Here is a 21,937-nt window from a genome sequence, read left to right as displayed (position 1 = left end):
TTTCATCACGGCAAAAATATACTGAAAAAGTCTCTCGCCATTGATATGATTGAGAAAGAGTAAAAATCATCCTTTTGATATGCCATTTTCACCTTTCTGAATGCTGAAACAGGAGGAAAAATATATGCCTACTCAGAAACAAAAATCAAAAAGTAAATGGAAACCTTTTTTTGCATTAGTCAAGCAGACCAATCCTTCTTATGGAAAGCTTGCCTTTGCGCTGATACTCAGTATTGTGACCACACTGGTCAGCCTGCTGATTCCATTATTAACGAAGCAGCTTGTCGATGGATTTTCAATGTCAGCTCTGTCAGGGACACAAATCGGGCTGATTGCGCTTGTTTTTCTCGTTCAAGCGGGTTTAAGCGCCTATGCCACCTATGCGCTTAATTATAATGGACAAAAAATCATCTCCGGGCTGCGGGATTTATTATGGAAGAAATTAATTAAGCTCCCTGTCTCCTATTTCGACACAAACGCTTCGGGAGAAACTGTCAGCCGGATAACGAATGATACGATGGTGGTCAAAGAACTGATTACAACCCATATCAGCGGATTTATTACAGGTATCATTTCTGTCATCGGATCCCTATCTATCTTGTTTATTATGAACTGGAAGCTGACACTGCTTGTTTTGGTGGTCGTACCGCTGGCTGCTCTTATCTTGGTGCCGATTGGACGGAAAATGTTCACCATTTCACGGGAAACGCAAGATGAAACAGCCCGTTTTACTGGCCTGCTGAATCAAATTCTTCCGGAAATCAGACTCGTCAAGGCTTCAAATGCGGAGGATGTTGAATATGGGCGCGGGAAGCTAGGGATTTCTTCATTATTTAAACTTGGAGTTCGTGAAGCAAAGGTTCAGTCACTTGTCGGCCCGCTCATCTCACTAGTATTAATGGCAGCTCTCGTGGCTGTCATCGGATACGGAGGCATGCAGGTCTCATCAGGTGAGCTCACCGCCGGAGCGCTTGTGGCTTTTATTTTATATTTGTTTCAAATTATTATGCCGATGGGCCAAATCACAACGTTCTTCACACAGCTGCAAAAATCAATCGGTGCAACAGAACGGATGATTGAGATTTTGGCAGAGGAAGAGGAAGATACAGTTACAGGAAAACAAATTGAAAACGCACATCTGCCTATTCAGCTTGACCATGTATCTTTTGGCTATAAGTCTGATCAGCTGATCTTGAAAGAGATCAGCGCTGTCATTGAGGCAGGGAAAGTAACAGCCATTGTCGGTCCGAGCGGCGGCGGGAAAACGACGCTGTTTAAGCTGCTTGAACGTTTTTATTCGCCGACTGCAGGGACCATTCGGCTGGGGGACGAGCCGATTGAAACTTATTCACTTGAATCGTGGCGGGAGCACATTGGGTATGTATCACAGGAGAGCCCGTTAATGTCGGGAACGATCAGAGAAAACATTTGCTACGGGTTAGAACGAGATGTAACAGATGCTGAGATCGAAAAAGCCGCGGAGATGGCATATGCGCTCAATTTCATAAAGGAGCTGCCGGATCAGCTTGACACAGAAGTGGGCGAACGCGGCATTATGCTGTCAGGCGGACAGCGGCAAAGAATCGCGATTGCGAGAGCGCTTCTCCGTGATCCGAGCATACTTATGTTGGATGAAGCTACCTCAAGTCTCGACAGCCAATCTGAAAAATCAGTCCAGCAGGCGCTTGAGGTGCTGATGAAGGGACGCACTACGATTGTCATCGCTCATCGCTTATCTACCGTTGTAGACGCGGACCAGCTTTTGTTTGTTGAAAAAGGAGAAATTACCGGACGGGGCACACACCATGAATTAATGGCTTCCCATGATCTTTATAGGGATTTTGCTGAACAGCAGCTGAAAATGAATGCGGATTTAGAAAACAAAGCCGGGTAATTTTTGGTCGAATCAGCCAATAAAAAAAGAGGAGGGATTTTCCCAATCCTTCCTTTTGAACTATTGAGGGGCTTACGATTTATGGTATACTACTGACGGTAATATTGTATAAAACGGAGGGTAGTTGTGGGAAAACACACTTCTGAACATAAAAATCACGCACAAATTGTCCAGCTGCTTCAAGATGGACAATATTTTTTTCATAAAGGCTTGAAAGCGTATAAAGAGCGCAATCTGAAACGGGCAAGCAAACTGATTCAGCGCGCGGTTCATTTGGAGCCGGAAGATTCAGAGATGCTGTCACAGCTTGCGGTCATTTATTCAGAAATGGGCCAGTATCAAGAGTCGAATGATCTTCTTGATTATATTATGGCAAATCTGGAGGCCGAAATGCCGGAGTGCCATTATTTTAAAGCGAATAACTTTGCCCATTTGGGACTCTTTCAAGAAGCTTATAAAGAAGCGGCCGCTTATGCAAATGCGGATCCGGACGGTGAATTCGCTGAAGAAAATGATAGTCTGCTTGAATTGCTCGATCTAGGGGACGGCGGCCTTGAGGATTCGTTGTATGATCAGGATGAATTGCTGATGAAGCAGGATCAGGCAAAGTCACTGCTTGAAAGCGGCCAGCTTGCTGAAGCAGTTGCGGCGCTGGAGGAAATCACAGCCGATTATCCAGAGCTTTGGTCAGCATACAATAATCTGGCGCTTGCCTATTTCTATTCAGGCAACATTGTAAAAGCGAAGCAAACCGCCTACCAAGTGCTCAGTCATAATGAAGGGAATCTTCACGCCTTATGCAATCTTCTCGTTTTCTACTATTATGAAAGAGAAGATGAAAAAGTGGCTGAATTGAGTGATCAGCTGTCTAATGTATATCCGATGCTATTGGAACAGCGCTATAAACTGGGGGCCACTTTGGCTCTTGTCGGCCGTTATGAGATCGGATATAAATGGCTCAAATCACTATATAAAGCCGGCTTTGAAGGCGACGACACATTCTTTTACTGGCTCTCGTGCTCAGCTTATTTTACGGGACATACTGAATTTGCCGAAACAATATGGAGAAAAGTCGAGTCGCAATACCCCGGAGAAGACCGCCCGGCTCCCTGGATTGAGCGCAGGGAAGCACTTCCTTCATCTGTAGAACAGCGTCTCGCCGCTTATTATATCAGCAGCACAAAGGGAGAAACGGAGCATCTTGAAGCGGTGATACGTTCGAAGAGAATTACCGCTCCATTCGAAAATCACTTTGTTAAGCTGCTTTTGAATGGAGATTCCGCGGCTGCAGACGTTTCAGAGGATGCACGTTTCGCCTATCAAACCGTCAAATTATTAGAGCACGCCGAAAAAGAAGAGATGAAAACAGAAGTCATGAGCTGCTGGGTGTTCCATGTCATCCAGCAAATCCGCGCAGCCGCTCCATTGAAAAATGAGAGAGGCTGGGCAGCGGCAATCTGTTATATTTGGAAAGAAGCTCACGGGAAACATGGCACGAAAAAAGAAACAGCGGCCCGATTCGGCATCTCTCCGGCAACTTTGACGAAATATATGAAATATATTGATGATATTCTAGAATAGTATATTTTGAAGGGTCGATTTGTAGAATCGACTCTTTTTTTATTTAGTAGATTATATTAAGAAAATAATATCGACAGTTTTTTTATTGATTTAAGAAAAATGACAAACGGTGCGCGGCTTGACATCTGTTTGAAACACAAATGTAATAAAATTTATCGCTAATTTGTCGAAACTTGATGGTATAATGATTCTCGTACATAAGGAATTAGTGTTTTTTACATATGATGTGAAATAAACGCTATACAACCAGAATAAGAGATGCACAGAATAATTAACCATAAACAACCATCATTCCTCGTAGAGTATGAGGAACGAAACTTGATGTTCAAAATACGATTCCAAATGAGAACAGGTTCACAGTAAAAGGGAGGATATAAAAAGTGAGAAAGAGTTTAATTACACTTGGTTTGGCTTCCGTCATCGGGACAAGCAGTTTTTTGATCCCATTTACAAGTAAAACTGCATCGGCGGAAACATTAGATGAAAAGAAACAAAAAATCGAAAGCAAGCAATCTGAGGTTGCTTCCAGCATTGAAGCGAAAGAGAAAGAATTAACCGAGCTTCAGGCAAATCAATCAAAGATTGAAAAAGAACTGAAAGACATTAACGCTAAGGCGCTTGATACAAGCAACAAGATCGAAGATAAAAAAGAAGAAAACGATAAAACAAAAGAAGAAATCAAAAAACTGAAAAAAGAAATTAAAGAGACTGAAGCCCGCATCGAAAAACGCAACGAAATCCTGAAAAAACGCGTTCGTTCTTTACAGGAAAGCGGCGGATCTCAAGGGTACATAGATGTCCTTTTAGGATCAACAAGCTTTGGTGACTTTATCTCTCGCGCGACTGCGGTTTCATCTATTGTGGATGCAGACAAAGATTTAATCAAGCAGCAAGAGCAGGATAAAGCGAAGCTTGAAGATTCTGAAGCGGATTTAAATGACAAGCTGAAAGAAGTTCAAGCTGCATTAGCTAAATTAGAAACAATGCAAAAAGACCTTGATAAACAGCTTGATGAAAAAGACAAGCTTTTCGACGAAGCAAAAGAAAGCCAGAAGAAAACGGCTGCCGCGATTTCTGAATTAAAATCAGAAGCGTCTGAACTTGCAAATCAAAAAGCGGATACTGAAGCTGAACAAGCACGCATCAAAAAAGAACAAGAAGCAGCGGCTGCTTTGATCAAAAAGCAGGAAGAAGCACAAAAAGCATCTGATGAAACACAAACAGATGACAGCCAAACGGCTACAACTGAAACAGCAAAAGCAAGCTCATCTGATGATGATTCTTCAGGCAACTCTTCTAACGGTTCATCAAACAGTTCGTCTAACGGCTCATCTTCTAAGAAGAGCAGCGGCTCAAACAGCAATTCAGGCGGCACTGTTATCAGCAACTCAGGCGGAATTGAAGGTGCAATCAGCGTTGGTTCAAGCATTGTAGGACAATCTCCATACAAATTTGGCGGCGGACGCACTCAGTCTGATATCAACAACCGTATTTTTGACTGCTCATCATTCGTACGCTGGGCATACGCTTCTGCAGGTGTTAACCTTGGACCTGTTGGCGGTACAACAACTGATACGTTAGTTGGCCGAGGACAAGCTGTCAGCGCATCTGAAATGAAACGCGGAGACTTAGTTTTCTTTGACACATATAAAACTAATGGTCACGTTGGCATTTACTTAGGAAACGGTACGTTCCTAAACGACAATACATCTCATGGTGTATCTGTTGACTCTATGAGCAATCCTTACTGGAAAAAAGCATTTAAAGGCGTTGTAAGACGTGTTGTTCAATAATAAATAAGACAAGGGCCTTCTTTGAACAGAAGGCTCTTTCTTTATTAACATATATACCCTTTTGAAATACATTTAATCGTGATTAGAAAAAAATATGAGCAAAAAAATAGCGAATCACCATGAGATTTTATAGGATATGGGTAAGGAATACGTTTGATGGGGATTCTTATCATATAGGAAAGAGCCCAAACTTGAAAAGATGGTTTAAGGAGTGAATAGTGTGTCAGAAGAAAAAATATATGACGTGATTATAATCGGCGCGGGTCCTGCTGGGATGACGGCCGCAGTATACACATCAAGAGCTAATTTATCGACATTAATGATTGAAAGAGGGATTCCAGGCGGTCAAATGGCCAATACGGAGGATGTAGAAAACTATCCTGGATTTGAAAGCATCCTCGGACCTGAGCTTTCTAACAAAATGTTTGAACACGCGAAAAAATTCGGCGCTGAATACGCTTATGGCGATATTAAAGAAGTCGTTGACGGCAAAGAGTACAAAGTGGTCAAAGCCGGTTCAAAAGAATATAAAGCGCGTGCCGTGATCATTGCGGCAGGTGCTGAGTATAAAAAAATCGGCGTGCCTGGCGAAAAAGAATTGGGCGGCCGCGGTGTGTCTTATTGTGCGGTATGTGACGGCGCTTTCTTTAAAGGCAAAGAGCTTGTTGTTGTCGGGGGCGGAGATTCTGCTGTTGAAGAGGGTGTGTATCTGACACGTTTCGCTTCAAAAGTAACAATTGTTCACAGACGTGATAAACTTCGTGCGCAAAGCATTCTTCAAGCGAGAGCATTTGATAATGAAAAAGTTGACTTCCTATGGAACAAAACCGTGAAGGAAATACATGAGGAAAACGGCAAAGTCGGTAGCGTAACGCTTGTCGATACGGTAACCGGTGAAGAAAGTGAATTCAAAACAGACGGCGTATTCATTTACATCGGCATGCTTCCTCTGTCTAAACCGTTTGAAAATCTGGGCATTACGAATGAAGAAGGCTACATCGAAACAAACGACCGCATGGAAACAAAGGTTGAAGGGATTTTCGCTGCCGGAGACATTCGCGAAAAATCACTGCGCCAAATCGTAACGGCTACAGGAGACGGAAGTATTGCGGCACAAAGCGTTCAGCATTATGTCGAAGAGCTCCAAGAAACGCTGAAAACCTTAAAATAAAAAGGCTGTCATACGAGCTTCACATAACGTTACTGGGTTTTAATTCCGCTGTAACACATGTGTAATGCTTTTCGGTTATGATTAATAAAGTAATTGACCCCCTTTTTATAATGAATACACTTTTTTGGCACGGATTCTCCAGTTATCCGTGTCCTTTTTTTGTCCAAAAATAAAGAGAAATGCCTGTTACAGTAAAACCATCTGAACGGCAGACATGAATATGCTGTAAAATAGAAGAAAAGATTGTCAATGTCTCTTCATTGTGGGAGGCATCTTGAAGCGGTATAATAAAGAGACGATGACAGGACGAGAAGGTTAGGTGACGTACTTGCAAAGAGTGACAAATTGTGTGCTTCAGACGGATGACAAAGTTCTTTTGCTTCAAAAGCCGAGACGCGGCTGGTGGGTCGCGCCGGGAGGCAAGATGGAGAGCGGAGAATCAGTCAGAGACTCCGTCATCAGAGAGTACAGAGAAGAGACTGGTATCTATATCATAAATCCTCAGTTAAAAGGCGTTTTTACCTTTATTATTAAAGACGGTGACCATATTGTCTCTGAGTGGATGATGTTTACGTTTGTCGCTGATTCTTATACCGGACAAAATGTATCAGAATCAGAGGAAGGCAAACTGCAGTGGCACGATGTCAATGACATACAAAACCTGCCTATGGCCCCGGGAGACGGCCATATCCTTGATTTTATGATGAAGGGACAAGGGCTGCTGCACGGCACATTTACGTATACACCGGACTTTGAGCTGCTTAGTTATCGTTTAGATCCGCAGCATATCAAATAGAAAGACAAGTCAGGGGGGAGAAGGATGAGTGTTAGTGAATCACATGATATTCAGCTTGTCATTATAACCGGAATGTCTGGAGCGGGAAAAACTGTCGCCATTCAAAGCTTTGAAGATCTCGGCTATTTCTGCGTCGATAATCTTCCGCCATCATTGCTTCCGAAATTTTTAGAGCTGATGAAGGAATCAAATTCGAAAATGAGCAAGGTTGCGCTCGTAATGGATCTGCGCGGCCGTGAATTTTTTGACCGGCTGATCGAAGCGCTTGATGAAATGGCGGAAAATCCATGGATCACACCGCGAATTTTATTCTTGGACGCGAAGGATTCCATTCTCGTTACAAGATATAAAGAAACGAGACGTTCGCATCCGCTGGCAGCGACTGGCCTGCCGCTTGAAGGCATCGCGCTGGAACGTGAGCTGTTAGAGGAATTAAAAGGCCGCTCTCAAATCATTTACGATACGTCAGACATGAAGCCTCGTGATTTGCGCGAAAAAATCGTCAAGCACTTTGCGACTAACCAAGGAGAGACATTTACCGTAAATGTGATGTCATTTGGTTTTAAATACGGTATCCCGATTGACGCAGACCTCGTCTTTGATGTCAGATTTTTGCCGAATCCTTATTATATTGAAAGCATGCGGCCGCTGACTGGTAAGGATGAAGAGGTTTCCTCTTACGTCATGAAGTGGAATGAAACGCAAAAGTTCAATGAGAAATTAATTGATCTGCTAAGCTTTATGCTTCCCTCTTACAAAAGAGAAGGAAAAAGCCAGGTTGTCATTGCGATCGGCTGCACAGGGGGCCAGCACCGCTCTGTGACATTAGCTGAGAATCTAGCTGATTATTTCAAAAAGGATTACTATACTCATGTTACTCACCGGGACATTGAAAAGAGAAGCCGGAAATAAGATGGGACAAAAGCCGAAAATCGCAATCTTTGGCGGCGGTACGGGCCTTTCTGTATTGCTTCGGGGCCTAAAGCATAAACCTGTTGACATTACGGCCATTGTGACAGTTGCCGATGATGGGGGAAGCTCTGGCCGTCTGCGGGATGAACTGAAAATTCCGCCTCCTGGAGACATCAGAAATGTGCTCGCCGCTTTATCCGATGTGGAGCCGCTTGTTGAAGATCTTTTTCAGCACCGCTTCAATAAGGGGAATGACTTAACAGGCCATTCTCTCGGAAATTTAATTTTGGCAGCGATGACAAATATAACCGGTGATTTTTTTCACGCTGTCACAGAAATGAGCAAGGTGCTGAATGTAAGAGGAAAGGTTTTGCCAGCTGCCAATGCCAGTGTCGTTCTGCATGCTGAGATGGAAGACGGCCGCGTGGTCTCAGGAGAGTCCACGATTCCGGCGTACGGACAGCGCATTAAGCGTGTTTTTCTCACGCCTGAACATATTGATCCGCTGCCGGAAACGATAGACGTGATCAGGGAAGCGGATTTGATTATTATCGGCCCGGGAAGCCTCTACACAAGCATTCTTCCCAATTTGCTTGTGCCAAAGATCGGGGAAGAAGTGGTGAAGGCGCCGGCAAAAAAAGTATACATTTGCAACGTGATGACTCAGCCTGGCGAAACGCTCCATTACACTGCTGCTGATCATGTGAAAGCGCTCAATCAGCACATGGGCTGCGGTTTTATTGACACGATATTAGTGAACAGCGAAGACATTCCTGACGAAATAAAGCGTAAGTACGAAAAGGAATCGGCGCGTCCTGTTGATTTTGATATCGAAGAGCTGAAAGCGATGGGGCTTGAAGTCATCAGAGATCAAATTGTAACGTATAAAAATGACGTAATTCGTCACGATACACATAAAGTGGCCTCTCTTCTTGTCGATTTACTGAAAGAATGAAGCCTTGAAATGAGGTGGCTATATGTCATTTGCATCTGAAACAAAAAAAGAATTAACGAATCTGGAAGTGAAAGACTGCTGCATTAAGGCAGAGCTGTCTGCACTTATCCGGATGAATGGAGCTTTATCATTTACAAACCGCCATCTCGTACTTGATGTTCAAACCGAAAATGCGGCGATTGCCCGACGCATTTATACATTGCTGAAAAAACAATATGATGTGTCGGTCGAGCTGCTGGTCAGAAAGAAAATGCGGCTGAAAAAGAATAACGTCTATATTGTGCGTTTTTCAGAAAATGCAAAAGCAATCTTAGAGGATTTAAAAATACTCGGAGAGAATTTTGTGTTTGAACGAAGTATTTCGGAAGAGCTGGTCAAAAAGAGATGCTGCAAGCGTTCTTATATGAGAGGGGCATTTTTGGCGGGAGGTTCGGTCAATAATCCGGAAACCTCCTCGTATCATTTAGAAATCTTCTCTCTTTATAAGGAGCATAACGATTCATTATGCGACCTGTTAAATGAGTTTCAGCTAAACAGCAAAACGCTCGAACGGAAAAAAGGCTATATCACCTATTTAAAAGAGGCGGAAAAGATTACTGAGTTTCTTAACGTGATCGGCGCCCACAATTCGCTACTGCGATTTGAGGATGTCAGAATCGTCAGGGATATGAGAAATTCGGTCAACCGCCTCGTCAATTGTGAAACAGCCAACTTAAACAAAACGATCGGCGCTTCGCTCAGACAGGTGGAAAATATTAAATACATCGATGAAAGAATCGGCCTGGATGCGCTTCCTGAAAAACTTCGGGAAATTGCGCAGCTGCGGATTGATTATCAGGAAGTGACGCTGAAAGAGCTGGGGGAAATGGTAGCTAGCGGGAAAATCAGCAAATCTGGAATCAATCACAGGCTGAGAAAACTTGACGAAATCGCAGAACAGCTGCGGACAGGGCAATCCGTCACTTTAAAATAACCGTAAAGAAAAGGGGAGATCTTATGGTTCAACAGAAAGTGGAAGTTCGATTAAAGACAGGACTGCAGGCGCGTCCTGCTGCGTTGTTTGTACAAGAAGCAAACCGGTTTACGTCAGATGTGTTTCTTGAGAAGGATGGGAAAAAAGTAAACGCGAAAAGCATCATGGGGCTGATGAGCCTTGCGGTAAGCACTGGCACTGAGGTTACCTTGATTGCCCAGGGGGAAGATGAACAAGAAGCGCTGGAAAAGCTGGCTGCTTATGTTCAAGAAGAAGTTTAGGTGATAAAGATGAATGACTTTCTAAAAGAGTGCTTTCAGAAAATCGGCTGGGAGAAAGACCATGTCAGCTTCGGCGATCTCCCCCTTTTTCTCGAAGCAATAGCATACCGTTTTCCATTTGAAAACCGCGCCGTACTCGCAAAAGAGAATTATAAGGTAACAAAAGAAGAGCTATGGCGCCGTCTGGTCAAGGAACAGCACGGCGGCCTGTGCTACGATTTAAACGGGTTCCTTTATTTTGTCTTGCATGAGGCCGGATTTAATGTAAAGCTTATTCGGGGAACGGTTTATGCAGGAGATCAAGATGAGTGGGCATTAGATGGAACACACGCTGCTGTATGGCTATCTGCGGAAAAAGGTGATTACATTGTTGATATTGGATTCGGCATTAATCTGGCACTCCAGCCGATACCGCTTTCCGGAGATACGGTACAATCACCTGTCGGGTCATTCCGAATCAAAGAGGAAGAGACAGAAAAGGGCAGCCACGTTCTGTTGATGGATAAAGGGAAAGGCTGGCAAATCGGTTACGCCTTTACCCTTGAAGAAAGCGATCCCGGTGATTTAGATGACATGAAGAACCTGATTCATTCTCATGAAAAATCTCCTTTTAACAAATCACTGCTCGCTTCAAAGCTGACACCGAACGGACGGATGGTCATGTCAGACCGCCATTTCACGATTCATGAAAACGGCGGGGAAGGCCAAAAACGTGACATCGCCCCTTCAGAGTTTGAAGAGAAATTAAATCTCCATTTTTTGTAACGTAAAAAGCTTGCAGCATGTCTGCAAGCTTTTTCTTATGAAGAAGTGTAGATTGCTGCATCAAATGCATCTTCAGGGATATACAGTTTTCCCTTTTCATATTGATAAGGAATGTGGTTCTCTTTAAAGCACTCTTTTTCATATTCAGTTAATGAATCCCCAATTTCTATGTATTTCCCGGTATAGTTCGGCTGGCATGCTGAAAGAATTGACGTAATGGTCACGAGCAGCATGATTTTCTTCATAATGACACCTGCTTATCATGAAATTTTTTCCTTTTTTATTCTACCATAATGAACAGAAAAAGACCGATTTACTACTTCGCCGCATGCTATAATAATTTTGGAATCTTCTAGAAAAATCTTCGTGCAGAATATAAGGGGGATAAACGTGTATCGGATTTTGCTCGTGGAAGATGATGAGCGGATTGCTTCTTTGCTGGGCAGTCATCTTCAAAAATACGGATATGAAGTCAAAGTAGCTGAACAGCTGAATGATATAAAATTTGAATTTGCAGAAATGAAGCCGGATCTTGTGCTGCTTGATATCAACCTGCCTTTTTTTGACGGGTTTTATTGGTGCAGGCAAATCCGTACCATTTCCAATGCGCCGATTATCTTTATATCGGCAAGGACCGATGAGCTGAATCAGGTGATGGCAATTGAAAATGGCGGCGATGATTATATCACCAAGCCGTTCCATTTAGAGGTAGTGATGGCCAAAATCAAAAGCGTCCTGCGCCGCACCTATGGTGAATACTCGCCCTCTTTGTCACAGGAATCAAGAATAGTCGAGCTTGGCGGGCTGATGGTTTATCCGGATCAGAATGAGGCCGAGTGGAACAGCACCCGCATCTTGTTTTCACAAAAGGAATTTCAGCTTCTATCGATTTTTGTGAGGGAGCATAAAAAAATCGTCTCCCGTGATGAATTATTAGAGGCGTTATGGGATGACGTCGATTTTGTCGATGATAATACGCTAACGGTCAATGTCAATCGGCTGCGAAAAAAGTTGGAGAATGCCGGACTGAAGGATTGCATTTCAACGATAAGAGGACAAGGCTATCAATTTCAAGTCAATCGGAAGGATGAACCGGAGTGTTAAAGAATTATCTCATCGACCGCTTCGCCATTATTTTATTTTCATTATTAGGAATAGGGTCCGCCATGCTGATAGCGTATTTAAGCATTATAGAGAGCGGGGCAGAACCTCCCGCAGAAAATATGATATACATATGGATTTTGCCCGGTGCTCTTATAGCTGCGGGTTTTGCTGCTGATTACGTTCGGCAGTTTTCCTTTCTCGCATCTGTTAAAAAGCTTGCAGAACAAGCGAATTCACCGAATGACGTCGGACAGATTTTGAGGGCCCGAAAGCCAAGAACACGAGAGCAAGCCCTTTGGACGAAAATGATCAACGCGCTCGGACAGCAATACGAAGGCAGGCTCTCACAATATATCAATCAGCAAAAACAGCATTATACCTTCACCAATCAATGGATACACCATATGAAAACACCGGTATCTGTCATTTCTTTAATGATTCAGGAAGGAAAAAACGGAACCTCTTCTTCTTTTCCGACGTTTTTAGAGGAGCTGGAGGATGAAAATGAGAGATTTCGCCATGGTCTGGATATGATGCTGCAAACGGCCCGGCTGGAGGAATTTGCGTTTGATGTAAGGCCGCAAACCTTTGATTTGGCCGAGCTTGTCCGTTCACTTATCAATCAGGAAAAACGGCAGTTTATCAAACGGCGCCTTTTTCCAAAGCTACATGTGCCGCCTAACGCCGTGCAGGTTTCCAGTGATCAAAAATGGCTTTCCTTTGTTGTTGAGCAAATTCTGTTCAATGCTTTAAAGTATTCAAAGCAAGGGGTGGGAGACCGCATTACAATCCGGATTGAAACGCAGGGACATGAGACGCGGCTGTCGGTTGCGGATGAAGGCATCGGCATACCTCCGCAGGATCTGCCGCGGATTTTTGACGCATTTTTTACCGGGGAAAACGGGCGAAGCATGAAAGAGGCAACGGGAATGGGCCTTTATTTAGCAAAACAGGTGTGCAGCCGGCTTGGCCATAAGCTGTATGCGGAATCAAAAGAAGGGGCTGGCACTGTGATGACCATCGTGTTTTCAAGTGACACCCTAGTGAATGTGACAGCATTGTAAGGTTGGAGAGCAGAATTGAAAGAAAGTTCGATGGGAGGCTGCTGACTTCCTTTTTATAATAAAGAAAAAGGAGGAGCAGAACATGAACGTGTTACAAACAACGAATCTATCGAAAACATACTATTCAAATAAAGGAACAATCTCATTTCAAGCACTCTGCGACTTTGACCTCAGTGTGACGAAAGGGGAATTTGTCGGGATTATGGGGCCGTCTGGAAGCGGAAAAACCACGCTTTTGAACTTGCTGGCTACCATTGATAAGCCGACCCAGGGTGAGATGATGATTAACGGCATCCAGCCGAAAACGTTAAAGGATCAAGAGCTGGCTCTTTTTCGCAGAAGAGAACTCGGTTTCGTCTTTCAGGATTTTAATCTGCTTGATACGCTGACGATTCGTGAAAATATCCTGCTGCCGCTTGCATTGGACAAGGTAAAGCTGAGAGAAATGGAGGCCCGTCTCGATGAACTGGCCGATACGCTTCAAATCAAGCATATTCTTGACCACCGGACATACGAGGTGTCGGGCGGTCAGCAGCAGCGTGCTGCCTGTGCCAGAGCCATTATTCACAATCCGGCGCTCATTCTTGCCGATGAACCGACAGGAAACCTTGATTCAAAATCGGCTAAGCAAGTGATGAACACGCTGGCTCAGCTGAATGAAGAAAAGGAAGCGACGATTTTGTTGGTCACGCACGATGCGACAGCGGCAAGCTTCTGTAAACGGATTGTGTTCATTAAAGATGGCCGTTTCTTTTCAGAGATTCACAGAGGGGCAAACCAGCAGGTGTTTTATCAAAGTATACTGGATACCTTGAGTGTGTTGGGAGGCGATTTTCATGAATTTGAGAACCATCGCCCGTAAAAACATTCTTGGAAATCTGCAACGGTATGTCGCCTACTTTCTAAGCTGTGTATTTGCCGTTTCGGTGTTTTTTGTCTTCACATCTTTTATTTTTCATCCTGATGTCAATGAAGAAAATGTATATGGCGGTAGTCTTGTCAAAACGTGCTTGAGCGCAGCCCTTGTCGTCATCATTGTCTTTTGTATATTTTTTATTTCCTATTCGAATTCGGCATTTTTGCAGGCGAGAAAGAAAGAGTTTGGGCTGCTGACGCTGTTTGGAACATCAAAGCAGCAGCTCCGCAAGATGATTTATTATGAGCAGTCACTCATTTCTCTAGCGGCGATTGCTGCCGGCATTGGTGCAGGGCTGTTATTTTCAAAACTGTTTTTTATGATCATGACTTGGATGCTCAGCGTGAAGGTGCCGATCTCATTTGTCATTGTGCCGAAAGCGTTTGTGATGACAGCTGTGGGCTTTCTCATCCTGTTTCAGACGCTGCTTGTTTTATCGCTGGCACGGATTCGCAAGCTGGAAATCATTGAGCTGATTAAAGCAGCCCAAAAGCCGAAAAGCTTGCCGGCTTATTCAAAGTGGCTCACTGTTTTGTCCTTGCTGTGTCTGGCTGGCGGTTATTATCTGTCTGCCACAGCGAATGCGATTGATATGGTATTTCGCGTTTTTCCGATTTTGATCTTCGTGTTAATCGGGACGTATTTCTTTTTTACACAAAGCAGCGTGGCGTTCTTCCGCATGCTGTACAGGAAGAAACACAGCTTTTATAAAGGTACGAATATCATTGTCCGTTCCAACATGATATTCAGGCTGAAAGATCATGCACGCATGCTGTTTCTAACCTCTGTCATTACAGCGGTCATTTTAACCGCTACAGGTGTTATCTATATGTTTTATGCTGATTTAGAAAGACAGGAGGAGCAAAGCATACCTCAATCTGTTGCCTGGGTGGAAAAAGACGCTTCCCGCTTTCAGGTTATGAAGCCTGATTTAGCTGAGGATACATTGAAAAAAGCTGATGCTGATATCAAGTATAAGGTGGATGCCACAGGGATTCCTGTCACTTTTCAATCAGACTTGCCGTATGGGAATAAGAAAGCGGAAACGGAAGCCTTGCTGATTTCAGAGAAAATCTATAATCAAGTCGCAAAGGAAAAAGGTTTTCCTGTTATTCATTTACAAGAAAATGAAGCGTTTATCAATGTTCCTTTTCAAATGATGGTGAAAGATACATTTGGAGAAGGGGAAACCGCAGCATTTCATATGAAGTCAGGAAAAACATTTTCCTACATCATGAAAAAGCAGCAAAACAAAGGGATACTGATGTCAGTCGATGGAGTCAGCCGTTTATTGGTTGTCAGCGATAAGAGCTTTGACAGCCTGACACATGATGTGCCGCTGAAGGAACAGATGAGAGTGGTAGGGTATGAGCTTGAGCATTGGCAGGAGACGGTGGATGTCTCTGAAAAGCTTGAAAACATGGTGCCGAAGGAACATACATCTGATTTTCAAACACGTGCTCCCAGTTTTCAAATTGTGAAGCAGGGAGTCGCATTCATGCTGTTTATCGGTCTGTTTGTCAGCGTGCTGTTTTTTATCGTGCAAGGAAGCATGCTGTATTTGCGGATGTTTACGGAAATAGAAGATACGAGAGTGCAAGTTTTAGCACTAAAGAGAATGGGCATTACGGACAAAGAGATTCACTCAATCCTCGGAAAGCAAATCGGGTTTTTGTTCTTCATCCCATTTATCGCGGGCACCATTCACGCCGGCTTTGCGTATGCAGCGTTAAGTAATATGCTGAATTCTAACTTATTTCTTGAGGCCGTGATTGTCATCTTCATTTATTTTGTGTTCCAGGCTGTTTATTATATCGTCACCCGCCATATTTATAAGCGTGCTGTTCTTCAGCATATGTAAGATGAAATCCGGTCTGGATCAGACCGGATTTTTGTTTTATTGAAATTCTCTTGTGAGATTTTTCGGCGTCTGCCCTTGGATGGCTGCAAGCATGTTCTCGGCAGCCTGTTTACACATATTAAAGCGTACTTTCGCTGTTGCTGAGCCAATATGCGGCAGTAAAGTAACATTATCTAGCTTCAAGAGGGGGTTGTCTTTTGCGACAGGTTCTTCTTCGTACACGTCTAACCCTGCTCCTCTGATCCAGCCTTCCTGAAGGGCGCGAATCAGTGCTTTTTCATCAACTGTCTTTCCCCGGGAAATATTGACGAAAATTGCTGAATCCTTCATCTTCTTAAATTCGCGTTCCCCTATCATGTGATACGTTTCATCAGTCAGCGGTGTGATGAGCAGAATAAAATCAGATTGCTCCAGCAATGTATCGAGCTCAGCATACTTAACGCCAATGCTGTCTTCCGTTTCTTGTTTACGATGGCGGTTATGATAAAGCACTTCCATATCAAAACCAAATTTGGCGCGTTTTGCGGCTTGTTCGCCAATTCTGCCCATGCCGATAATGCCTAATGTCTGATGATGAACGTCAATGCCGAACAGCGCTTCTTCATCAACTGTTCCCCATTTTCCGGCTCTGACGAAACGGTCCAGTTCGGCGACACGTCTGGCGGAAGATAGAATCAGAGAAAAGGCCAGATCCGCAACTGTATCATCCAGTGTATAAGGTGTATGAGTGCCGACGACGCCTCGTTCTTTCATGGCTTCTATGTCGAAGTTATCATACCCAACGGATTGATTGCTGACCACTTTGAGCTTAGGCGCATGTTTAAGCAGTTCACGATTGATGGACGGTCCGGACGTTCCTGACGTTAAAAGCCCTTCAGCATCTTTTAGTTTCTCAAATAGCACGTCACTCGGAAGCGTATCCTCCTGCCATATTTCATAACGGCAATGTTCACCGATGAATGCTTCAATCTCTTCAGGAATTGGTTTTGTGACAAATACAAATGGTTTCAACAAGGCTCCCCCTTTATGGCTGTTGTCTATTTCATTATATCGGAAATAAAAAGATGTTAAAAATATAGCTGCGTTGTTTTTAATTTCTGGTTCTTTTGAACTTAAAATGAATATAAAAATCGAATCAACAGCTAATTTTGCTTAAAAAAGTTTTTTAATTATCTGAATTCACCTATATTTTTTGTCAGACAAATCATCAATATGCGAGCTGCAGCCGGATTATAGGATTCATTAAATATAAATTTTATTATCTTTGAAAGATATAAATTTTTATGTTTTGATTCTACAGTCCAATTATAGTGTCTTTTTTTGAAAGCCTTTTCTTGGCTTATTCCTATGCTATAATTCCTTACTGTAAGCTGGGTAAGAAGGCTTGCAAAATCATATGGATGGGAGATGAATCAAATGGTTTCTTTAACGTCAATTTTGGAACACAATCAGCGGTTTGTCAGAGAGAAGAAGTATGAACCGTACAAAACGACAAAGTTTCCTTCTAAAAAGCTCGTCATTGTCACCTGTATGGACACAAGGCTTACAGAACTTCTTCCGCAAGCAATGGGGCTTAAAAACGGCGATGCTAAAATTGTAAAAAACGCGGGAGCCATCGTTTCTCACCCATTTGGAAGCGTGATGCGAAGCATACTGGTAGCGATTTATGAATTGCAGGCTGAAGAGGTGTGCATTGTCGGCCACCATGAATGCGGGATGTCAGGACTGAATGCGTCTTCGATACTCGAAAAAGCGAAGGAGCGCGGAGTGGAAGAAAGCTGCCTGAATTTGCTGTCGAGCGCCGGACTTGATTTGAAATCATGGCTGACCGGTTTTCACAGCGTAGAAGAAAGCGTTTCCCATAGTGTGAACATGATTAAGAACCATCCGCTGCTGCCGAAAAAGGTGCCGGTTCACGGGCTTGTCATTCACCCTGAAACAGGAAAACTTGATGTCGTCATTAACGGTTATGAAACTGAGCTCATAAACACACATTTATAAGGGAGGTTATAACAAAATATGCGATTCTCAGGGAGATTCAAGGGATATAATTTACAGAAATTTCAGAAAGACCTGATTGCAGGTATCGTAGTAGGTGTCGTGGCAATTCCTTTAGGGATGGCGTTTGCCATTGCCTCGGGAGTCGAGCCTGAATACGGGCTGTACACTGTTGTTATAGCGGGGATTTGTATCTCTTTGTTCGGAGGATCTAAATATCAAATTGGCGGTCCGACAGGCGCCTTTGTCCCGATACTGTTCGGCATTATCATGCAGTACGGATTAGAGAATCTGCTGATTGCAGGGTTTATGGCAGGGGTAATGCTGGTGCTGTTTGGGCTGTTTAAGCTCGGGAAAATCATGAAATTCGTGCCCAAACCGGTTATCGTCGGTTTTACAGCCGGAATTGCCGTGCTCATCTTTACGGAACAAATCGCTAATTTTCTCGGATTGAGAAATGTTGAAAAACATGAAAACTTTCATCACAACATGTTTGAAATTGTGCAGCAGCTCGGCACCTTTAACGTGTATGCCATTTTGACTGCTGTGATCGGGCTCATCATTTTGCTAGTATCCGCCAAAGTGATGCCTAAAGTGCCGGGCGCTTTGTTGGCGCTTCTGATTTCCACAGTGGTTGCAGTTGTCTTTTTCCCTGACCGCATGGCAACGATTGGGTCAACCTATGGAGAAATCCCCCGACATTTGCCGGAATTTCAGTTTCCTGAGTTTACTTTGGATAAAATGGTCATGCTGTTTCCGGCAGCGCTTGTCATCGCGCTTCTTGGCGGACTTGAGTCGATTTTGTCCGCAATGGTCGCTGATAACATGAAGGGCTCAAAGCATGACAGCAACAAGGAGCTTGTCGGCCAGGGGATTGCAAATATGGCAGCGCCGCTGTTCGGCGGAATCCCGGCAACAGGAGCGATCGCCAGAACGGCAACCAATATTAAAAACGGAGCTGTGTCGCCTGTTTCCGGCGTCGTTCACGGTGTAGTCGTTCTTCTTGTCCTGCTCGTATTTGCGCCTTATGCGTCCCATGTGCCGCTGGCCAGTATGGCACCGATTCTCATGGTGGTCGCGTGGAATATGAGTGAGCGAAAGGAAGTCGCAAACATGCTGAGATTGAAAAACGCTGATTCCTTTATTTTGGCGGCGACCTTCGCCCTTACGGTTTTGTTTGACTTAATCATCGGTGTGGCAACCGGCTTGCTGCTCGCATTTGTGTTCTTCATCAGAAGAATGAGCGAAGCGACCCGCATCCACAATCAGGAATCGCATCCTGTTCTGGCGAAGAAAGAAGATCCATCTGTCAGCATGTATGCGATAGAAGGGCCGCTGTTTTTCGGATCAATTGATTCACTTGAATCTTCACTGCTGGAGCATGTACAGAAAAAGCCGAAGACCCTCATTCTGCTCATGAATAAGGTGCACTATATGGATACGTCTGCTGAAGCGGTGCTTGGCAACATTATGAACCGAATTAAACGCCACAACGGAAAGCTGATGATTGTAGGACTGCAATCGCAGCCGAAGGAGCTGCTGCATAAAACAGGCTTATTTCACAAAATAGGGAAGCAGCATTTCTTTGATCACCATGATGAAATCACAGGTTAAAAAAGCGGCCATTGCGGCCGCTTTTTTATGCATGCTCAAATCGTTTTGTCAATTTTTCCTGATGGGCCTTCATCACGTCTTCTAAAGAGACTCCGTACATATCAGCAAGAATGGCGATATTTCCGATGACATCTCCCATTTCTTCAATCAATTCCTGTTTTTGCTCAGCTCGTGTCGATTCTTCCTCATCCGGCCGGTCTCTGCCGATTTCATATGCCCTGACAGCCCGGGCCAGTTCTCCGGCTTCCTCCATTAAAAAACCGATTCGAATAAACGGTCCGTATTCTGTCCAGCCTCTTCTTTCGTAAAACTCTTTCATCCATTTTTCAGCATCAGCCAGCTGCACCATTATCACTCGCATTCTTTATGTATTTCATATTGATATTATCACATGAAGGTGGGACAATATATAGTGTATTTTTGAATGTTTAACACGATATATAGATGCGGAGATGACAGAATGAAAACCATTTGTGTATTTGCGGGCTCAAACCCGGGGGGAAATGAAGCGTATAAAAGAAAGGCGGCAGAGCTTGGTGCGTACATGGCTGAGCAGGGAATCGGGCTTGTCTATGGGGGCTCCCGCGTAGGCTTGATGGGCTCGATTGCTGACGCGGTGATGGAAAACGGCGGAACTGCTATCGGGGTCATGCCGAGCGGTTTGTTCAGCGGGGAGGTTGTCCATCAAAACCTGACTGAGCTGATTGAAGTAAATGGGATGCATGAACGAAAGGCTAAAATGAGCGAGCTGGCAGACGGCTTTATCGCCATGCCGGGCGGCTTCGGTACATATGAAGAATTATTTGAAGTGCTTTGCTGGGCGCAGATCGGCATCCACCAAAAGCCAATTGGACTGTACAATGTGAACGGATATTTTGAACCGATGATGAAAATGGTGAAATACAGCATTCAAGAAGGGTTTTCTAACGAATCGCACCTAAAACTGATTCACAGCTCGTCACGGCCAGATGAGTTAATTGAGCAGATGCAAAATTATTCTTATCCGATTTTAGAAAAAAAGTGGACAGAAATCTAAAAAAGCGACTTTCTCGTGTGGATTGCCGGGCGAGAATTCATTAAAAATCAAGTTTTTTCACAATGTGAGGTTTCCTGAAGGAAATCTCTTTTTTATTTCTCTTTTGCCTGCCTCGTATATTTAGCAGTAATAGAGGACTTTTTCACTAGTTTGGATAATAAGCACAGATAAGGAGGGGATGAAAATGGCAACATTGTCAGATGTGGCGAAAAAAGCAAATGTATCGAAAATGACGGTATCACGAGTGATCAACCACCCTGAGACGGTGACAGATGAGTTAAAAAAGCTTGTTCATTCTGCGATGAAAGAGCTGAATTACATCCCTAATTATGCGGCAAGAGCGCTCGTGCAAAACAGAACACAGGTTGTGAAACTGTTGATTCTTGAGGAAATGGATACGACAGAACCATATTACATGAACCTGCTGACCGGAATCAGCAGAGAACTGGATCGCAATCACTATGCACTCCAGCTTGTGACAAGAAATTCTCTCAATATTGGCCAATGCGACGGGATTATTGCAACGGGCTTGAGAAAGGCTGATTTTGAAGGTGTCATAAAAGCGTTTGAGAAGCCGCTCGTCGTATTCGGGCAAAATGAAATGGGCTATGACTTTATCGATGTGAATAACGAGAAAGGCACTTTTATGGCAACCCGCCATGTGATGGGGCTGGGTGAGCGGGAAGTGGTCTTTTTTGGCATTGATTTAGATGAGCCTTTCGAACGTTCAAGAGAACAAGGGTTTATACGGGCAATGAATGAAAGCTTTAAAAAATCGAATTTGTTTCGGATCGACAACAGTTCTAAGAAGAGTGAATGCCTTGCAAGAGAACTGCTGAAATCCATGGACAATCAGGCGGCATTTGTCTGCGCATCTGATCGAATCGCGCTCGGCGTCATTCGTGCGGCACAATCGCTTGGAAAGCGAATTCCAGAAGATGTTGCAGTTACCGGGAATGACGGTGTGTTTCTTGATCGCATCTCCTCTCCACGGTTGACTACGGTCAGACAGCCTGTTGTTGAAATGGGGGAAGCCTGTGCGAAAATGTTACTGAAAAAAATGAATGAAGACGGTGCTGCCCAAGGACATCTATATTTTGAGCCGGAATTAATTGTGCGTGAATCAACGCTGTAAGCGCCTATTCTGTTATCGGTAACAAGGTAAAAAGGATTGTTCCCGCTATTTCATCATGATACTTTCAAACCATGAGCCGGCTTCTATA

General features: G+C 43.9%; 21 protein-coding genes. 18 read left to right on the top strand and 3 right to left on the bottom strand.

Translation table 11 applies throughout. The annotated features are described in order from the left end of the window. Positions 1-124 precede the first annotated feature (124 nt). The 10 genes from bmrA (at position 125) to MOC09_RS12175 (ending at position 11,121) form a co-directional block, all read left to right on the top strand. Complete coding sequence (gene bmrA / locus MOC09_RS12220) at positions 125-1,894, top strand: multidrug resistance ABC transporter ATP-binding protein/permease BmrA (RefSeq protein WP_268358192.1); 1,770 nt, start codon at positions 125-127, stop codon at positions 1,892-1,894. Positions 1,895-2,020: 126 nt separating this feature from the next. Beyond that, positions 2,021-3,475 (top strand): tetratricopeptide repeat protein, encoded by a 1,455-nt coding sequence (locus MOC09_RS12215; protein ID WP_268370648.1) that lies wholly within the window; start codon positions 2,021-2,023, stop codon positions 3,473-3,475. Between the two features lie 380 nt (positions 3,476-3,855). Next, positions 3,856-5,268: a peptidoglycan DL-endopeptidase CwlO gene (cwlO, locus tag MOC09_RS12210; protein WP_268358188.1), complete on the top strand. Its 1,413-nt coding sequence runs from the start codon at positions 3,856-3,858 to the stop codon at positions 5,266-5,268. Between the two features lie 220 nt (positions 5,269-5,488). Next, positions 5,489-6,439: a thioredoxin-disulfide reductase gene (gene trxB, locus MOC09_RS12205; protein ID WP_060399565.1), complete on the top strand. Its 951-nt coding sequence runs from the start codon at positions 5,489-5,491 to the stop codon at positions 6,437-6,439. Between the two features lie 319 nt (positions 6,440-6,758). Then, positions 6,759-7,235: an 8-oxo-dGTP diphosphatase gene (locus tag MOC09_RS12200; protein WP_014481002.1), complete on the top strand. Its 477-nt coding sequence runs from the start codon at positions 6,759-6,761 to the stop codon at positions 7,233-7,235. Positions 7,236-7,259: 24 nt separating this feature from the next. Beyond that, positions 7,260-8,147, top strand: a complete 888-nt coding sequence (gene rapZ / locus MOC09_RS12195) for an RNase adapter RapZ (RefSeq protein ID WP_268358186.1) — start codon at positions 7,260-7,262, stop codon at positions 8,145-8,147. 1 nt (position 8,148) lies between these two features. Further along, positions 8,149-9,102, top strand: coding sequence for a gluconeogenesis morphogenetic factor (gene mgfK / locus MOC09_RS12190; RefSeq protein WP_268358221.1), 954 nt, complete (start codon positions 8,149-8,151; stop codon positions 9,100-9,102). 22 nt (positions 9,103-9,124) lie between these two features. Continuing rightward, positions 9,125-10,075, top strand: coding sequence for a DNA-binding protein WhiA (gene whiA / locus MOC09_RS12185; protein ID WP_268358184.1), 951 nt, complete (start codon positions 9,125-9,127; stop codon positions 10,073-10,075). A gap of 23 nt (positions 10,076-10,098) precedes the next feature. Further along, positions 10,099-10,356, top strand: coding sequence for an HPr family phosphocarrier protein (locus MOC09_RS12180; protein ID WP_003219835.1), 258 nt, complete (start codon positions 10,099-10,101; stop codon positions 10,354-10,356). After that, positions 10,357-11,121: an arylamine N-acetyltransferase family protein gene (locus tag MOC09_RS12175; RefSeq protein WP_268370646.1), complete on the top strand. Its 765-nt coding sequence runs from the start codon at positions 10,357-10,359 to the stop codon at positions 11,119-11,121. A gap of 35 nt (positions 11,122-11,156) precedes the next feature. On the opposite strand, the gene MOC09_RS12170 is transcribed toward MOC09_RS12175, so the two are convergent. After that, a complete protein-coding gene (locus tag MOC09_RS12170; RefSeq protein WP_268370644.1) occupies positions 11,157-11,366 on the bottom strand; it encodes a hypothetical protein in 210 nt (69 codons plus the stop codon). Between the two features lie 145 nt (positions 11,367-11,511). On the opposite strand from MOC09_RS12170, the gene psdR reads away from it, so the two are divergent. The 4 genes from psdR (at position 11,512) to MOC09_RS12150 (ending at position 16,066) form a co-directional block, all read left to right on the top strand. Then, entirely contained in the window at positions 11,512-12,225 is a 714-nt protein-coding gene (psdR, locus tag MOC09_RS12165) for a two-component system response regulator PsdR (RefSeq protein WP_268370641.1), read from the top strand. Then, a complete protein-coding gene (locus tag MOC09_RS12160; RefSeq protein WP_268358177.1) occupies positions 12,219-13,289 on the top strand; it encodes a HAMP domain-containing histidine kinase in 1,071 nt (356 codons plus the stop codon). Before psdR ends, MOC09_RS12160 begins: the two co-directional genes overlap by 7 nt. 82 nt (positions 13,290-13,371) lie before the next feature. Further along, a complete protein-coding gene (psdA, locus tag MOC09_RS12155; protein ID WP_268358175.1) occupies positions 13,372-14,151 on the top strand; it encodes a lantibiotic ABC transporter ATP-binding protein PsdA in 780 nt (259 codons plus the stop codon). Beyond that, positions 14,126-16,066: an ABC transporter permease gene (locus tag MOC09_RS12150; protein WP_268370639.1), complete on the top strand. Its 1,941-nt coding sequence runs from the start codon at positions 14,126-14,128 to the stop codon at positions 16,064-16,066. The genes psdA and MOC09_RS12150 overlap by 26 nt, the downstream gene beginning before the upstream one ends. Positions 16,067-16,102: 36 nt before the next feature. Here the strand turns inward: MOC09_RS12150 and MOC09_RS12145 are convergent, their stop codons facing one another. Then, positions 16,103-17,080 (bottom strand): 2-hydroxyacid dehydrogenase, encoded by a 978-nt coding sequence (locus tag MOC09_RS12145; protein ID WP_268358173.1) that lies wholly within the window; start codon positions 17,078-17,080, stop codon positions 16,103-16,105. 393 nt (positions 17,081-17,473) lie between these two features. Between MOC09_RS12145 and MOC09_RS12140 the strand changes: the two genes are divergently transcribed. Then, positions 17,474-18,067: a beta-class carbonic anhydrase gene (locus MOC09_RS12140; protein ID WP_080010878.1), complete on the top strand. Its 594-nt coding sequence runs from the start codon at positions 17,474-17,476 to the stop codon at positions 18,065-18,067. 18 nt (positions 18,068-18,085) lie between these two features. Beyond that, positions 18,086-19,678, top strand: a complete 1,593-nt coding sequence (locus MOC09_RS12135; RefSeq protein ID WP_268358171.1) for a SulP family inorganic anion transporter — start codon at positions 18,086-18,088, stop codon at positions 19,676-19,678. A 25-nt stretch (positions 19,679-19,703) separates the two neighbouring features. Here MOC09_RS12135 and MOC09_RS12130 read toward each other — a convergent pair whose 3' ends face one another. Next, positions 19,704-20,024 (bottom strand): MazG-like family protein, encoded by a 321-nt coding sequence (locus MOC09_RS12130; protein WP_268358220.1) that lies wholly within the window; start codon positions 20,022-20,024, stop codon positions 19,704-19,706. Between the two features lie 114 nt (positions 20,025-20,138). On the opposite strand from MOC09_RS12130, the gene MOC09_RS12125 reads away from it, so the two are divergent. Both MOC09_RS12125 and MOC09_RS12120 read left to right on the top strand, forming a co-directional pair. Then, positions 20,139-20,714 (top strand): TIGR00730 family Rossman fold protein, encoded by a 576-nt coding sequence (locus MOC09_RS12125; RefSeq protein WP_268358170.1) that lies wholly within the window; start codon positions 20,139-20,141, stop codon positions 20,712-20,714. A gap of 184 nt (positions 20,715-20,898) precedes the next feature. Continuing rightward, complete coding sequence (locus tag MOC09_RS12120; RefSeq protein ID WP_268358169.1) at positions 20,899-21,849, top strand: LacI family DNA-binding transcriptional regulator; 951 nt, start codon at positions 20,899-20,901, stop codon at positions 21,847-21,849. Positions 21,850-21,937 lie beyond the last annotated feature (88 nt).

The organism is Bacillus sp. N12A5 (assembly GCF_026790125.1).
In the GTDB taxonomy this organism is placed as follows: Bacteria; Bacillota; Bacilli; order Bacillales; family Bacillaceae; genus Bacillus.
The sequence above is the reverse complement of the archived record's forward strand: the minus strand, read 5'-3'. Positions and strand labels throughout refer to the sequence as shown.

What these genes read in the sequence shown, in the direction of transcription:
- bmrA (WP_268358192.1), top strand. Translation starts at nt 125, where the DNA reads ATGCCTACTCAGAAACAAAAATCAAAAAGTAAATGGAAACCTTTTTTT.
- rapZ (WP_268358186.1), top strand. Translation starts at nt 7,260, where the DNA reads ATGAGTGTTAGTGAATCACATGATATTCAGCTTGTCATTATAACCGGA.
- mgfK (WP_268358221.1), top strand. Translation starts at nt 8,149, where the DNA reads ATGGGACAAAAGCCGAAAATCGCAATCTTTGGCGGCGGTACGGGCCTT.
- whiA (WP_268358184.1), top strand. Translation starts at nt 9,125, where the DNA reads ATGTCATTTGCATCTGAAACAAAAAAAGAATTAACGAATCTGGAAGTG.
- MOC09_RS12180 (WP_003219835.1), top strand. Translation starts at nt 10,099, where the DNA reads ATGGTTCAACAGAAAGTGGAAGTTCGATTAAAGACAGGACTGCAGGCG.
- MOC09_RS12170 (WP_268370644.1), bottom strand. Translation starts at nt 11,366, where the DNA reads ATGAAGAAAATCATGCTGCTCGTGACCATTACGTCAATTCTTTCAGCA.
- psdA (WP_268358175.1), top strand. Translation starts at nt 13,372, where the DNA reads ATGAACGTGTTACAAACAACGAATCTATCGAAAACATACTATTCAAAT.
- MOC09_RS12150 (WP_268370639.1), top strand. Translation starts at nt 14,126, where the DNA reads ATGAATTTGAGAACCATCGCCCGTAAAAACATTCTTGGAAATCTGCAA.
- MOC09_RS12140 (WP_080010878.1), top strand. Translation starts at nt 17,474, where the DNA reads ATGAATCAAATGGTTTCTTTAACGTCAATTTTGGAACACAATCAGCGG.
- MOC09_RS12135 (WP_268358171.1), top strand. Translation starts at nt 18,086, where the DNA reads ATGCGATTCTCAGGGAGATTCAAGGGATATAATTTACAGAAATTTCAG.
- MOC09_RS12125 (WP_268358170.1), top strand. Translation starts at nt 20,139, where the DNA reads ATGAAAACCATTTGTGTATTTGCGGGCTCAAACCCGGGGGGAAATGAA.
- MOC09_RS12120 (WP_268358169.1), top strand. Translation starts at nt 20,899, where the DNA reads ATGGCAACATTGTCAGATGTGGCGAAAAAAGCAAATGTATCGAAAATG.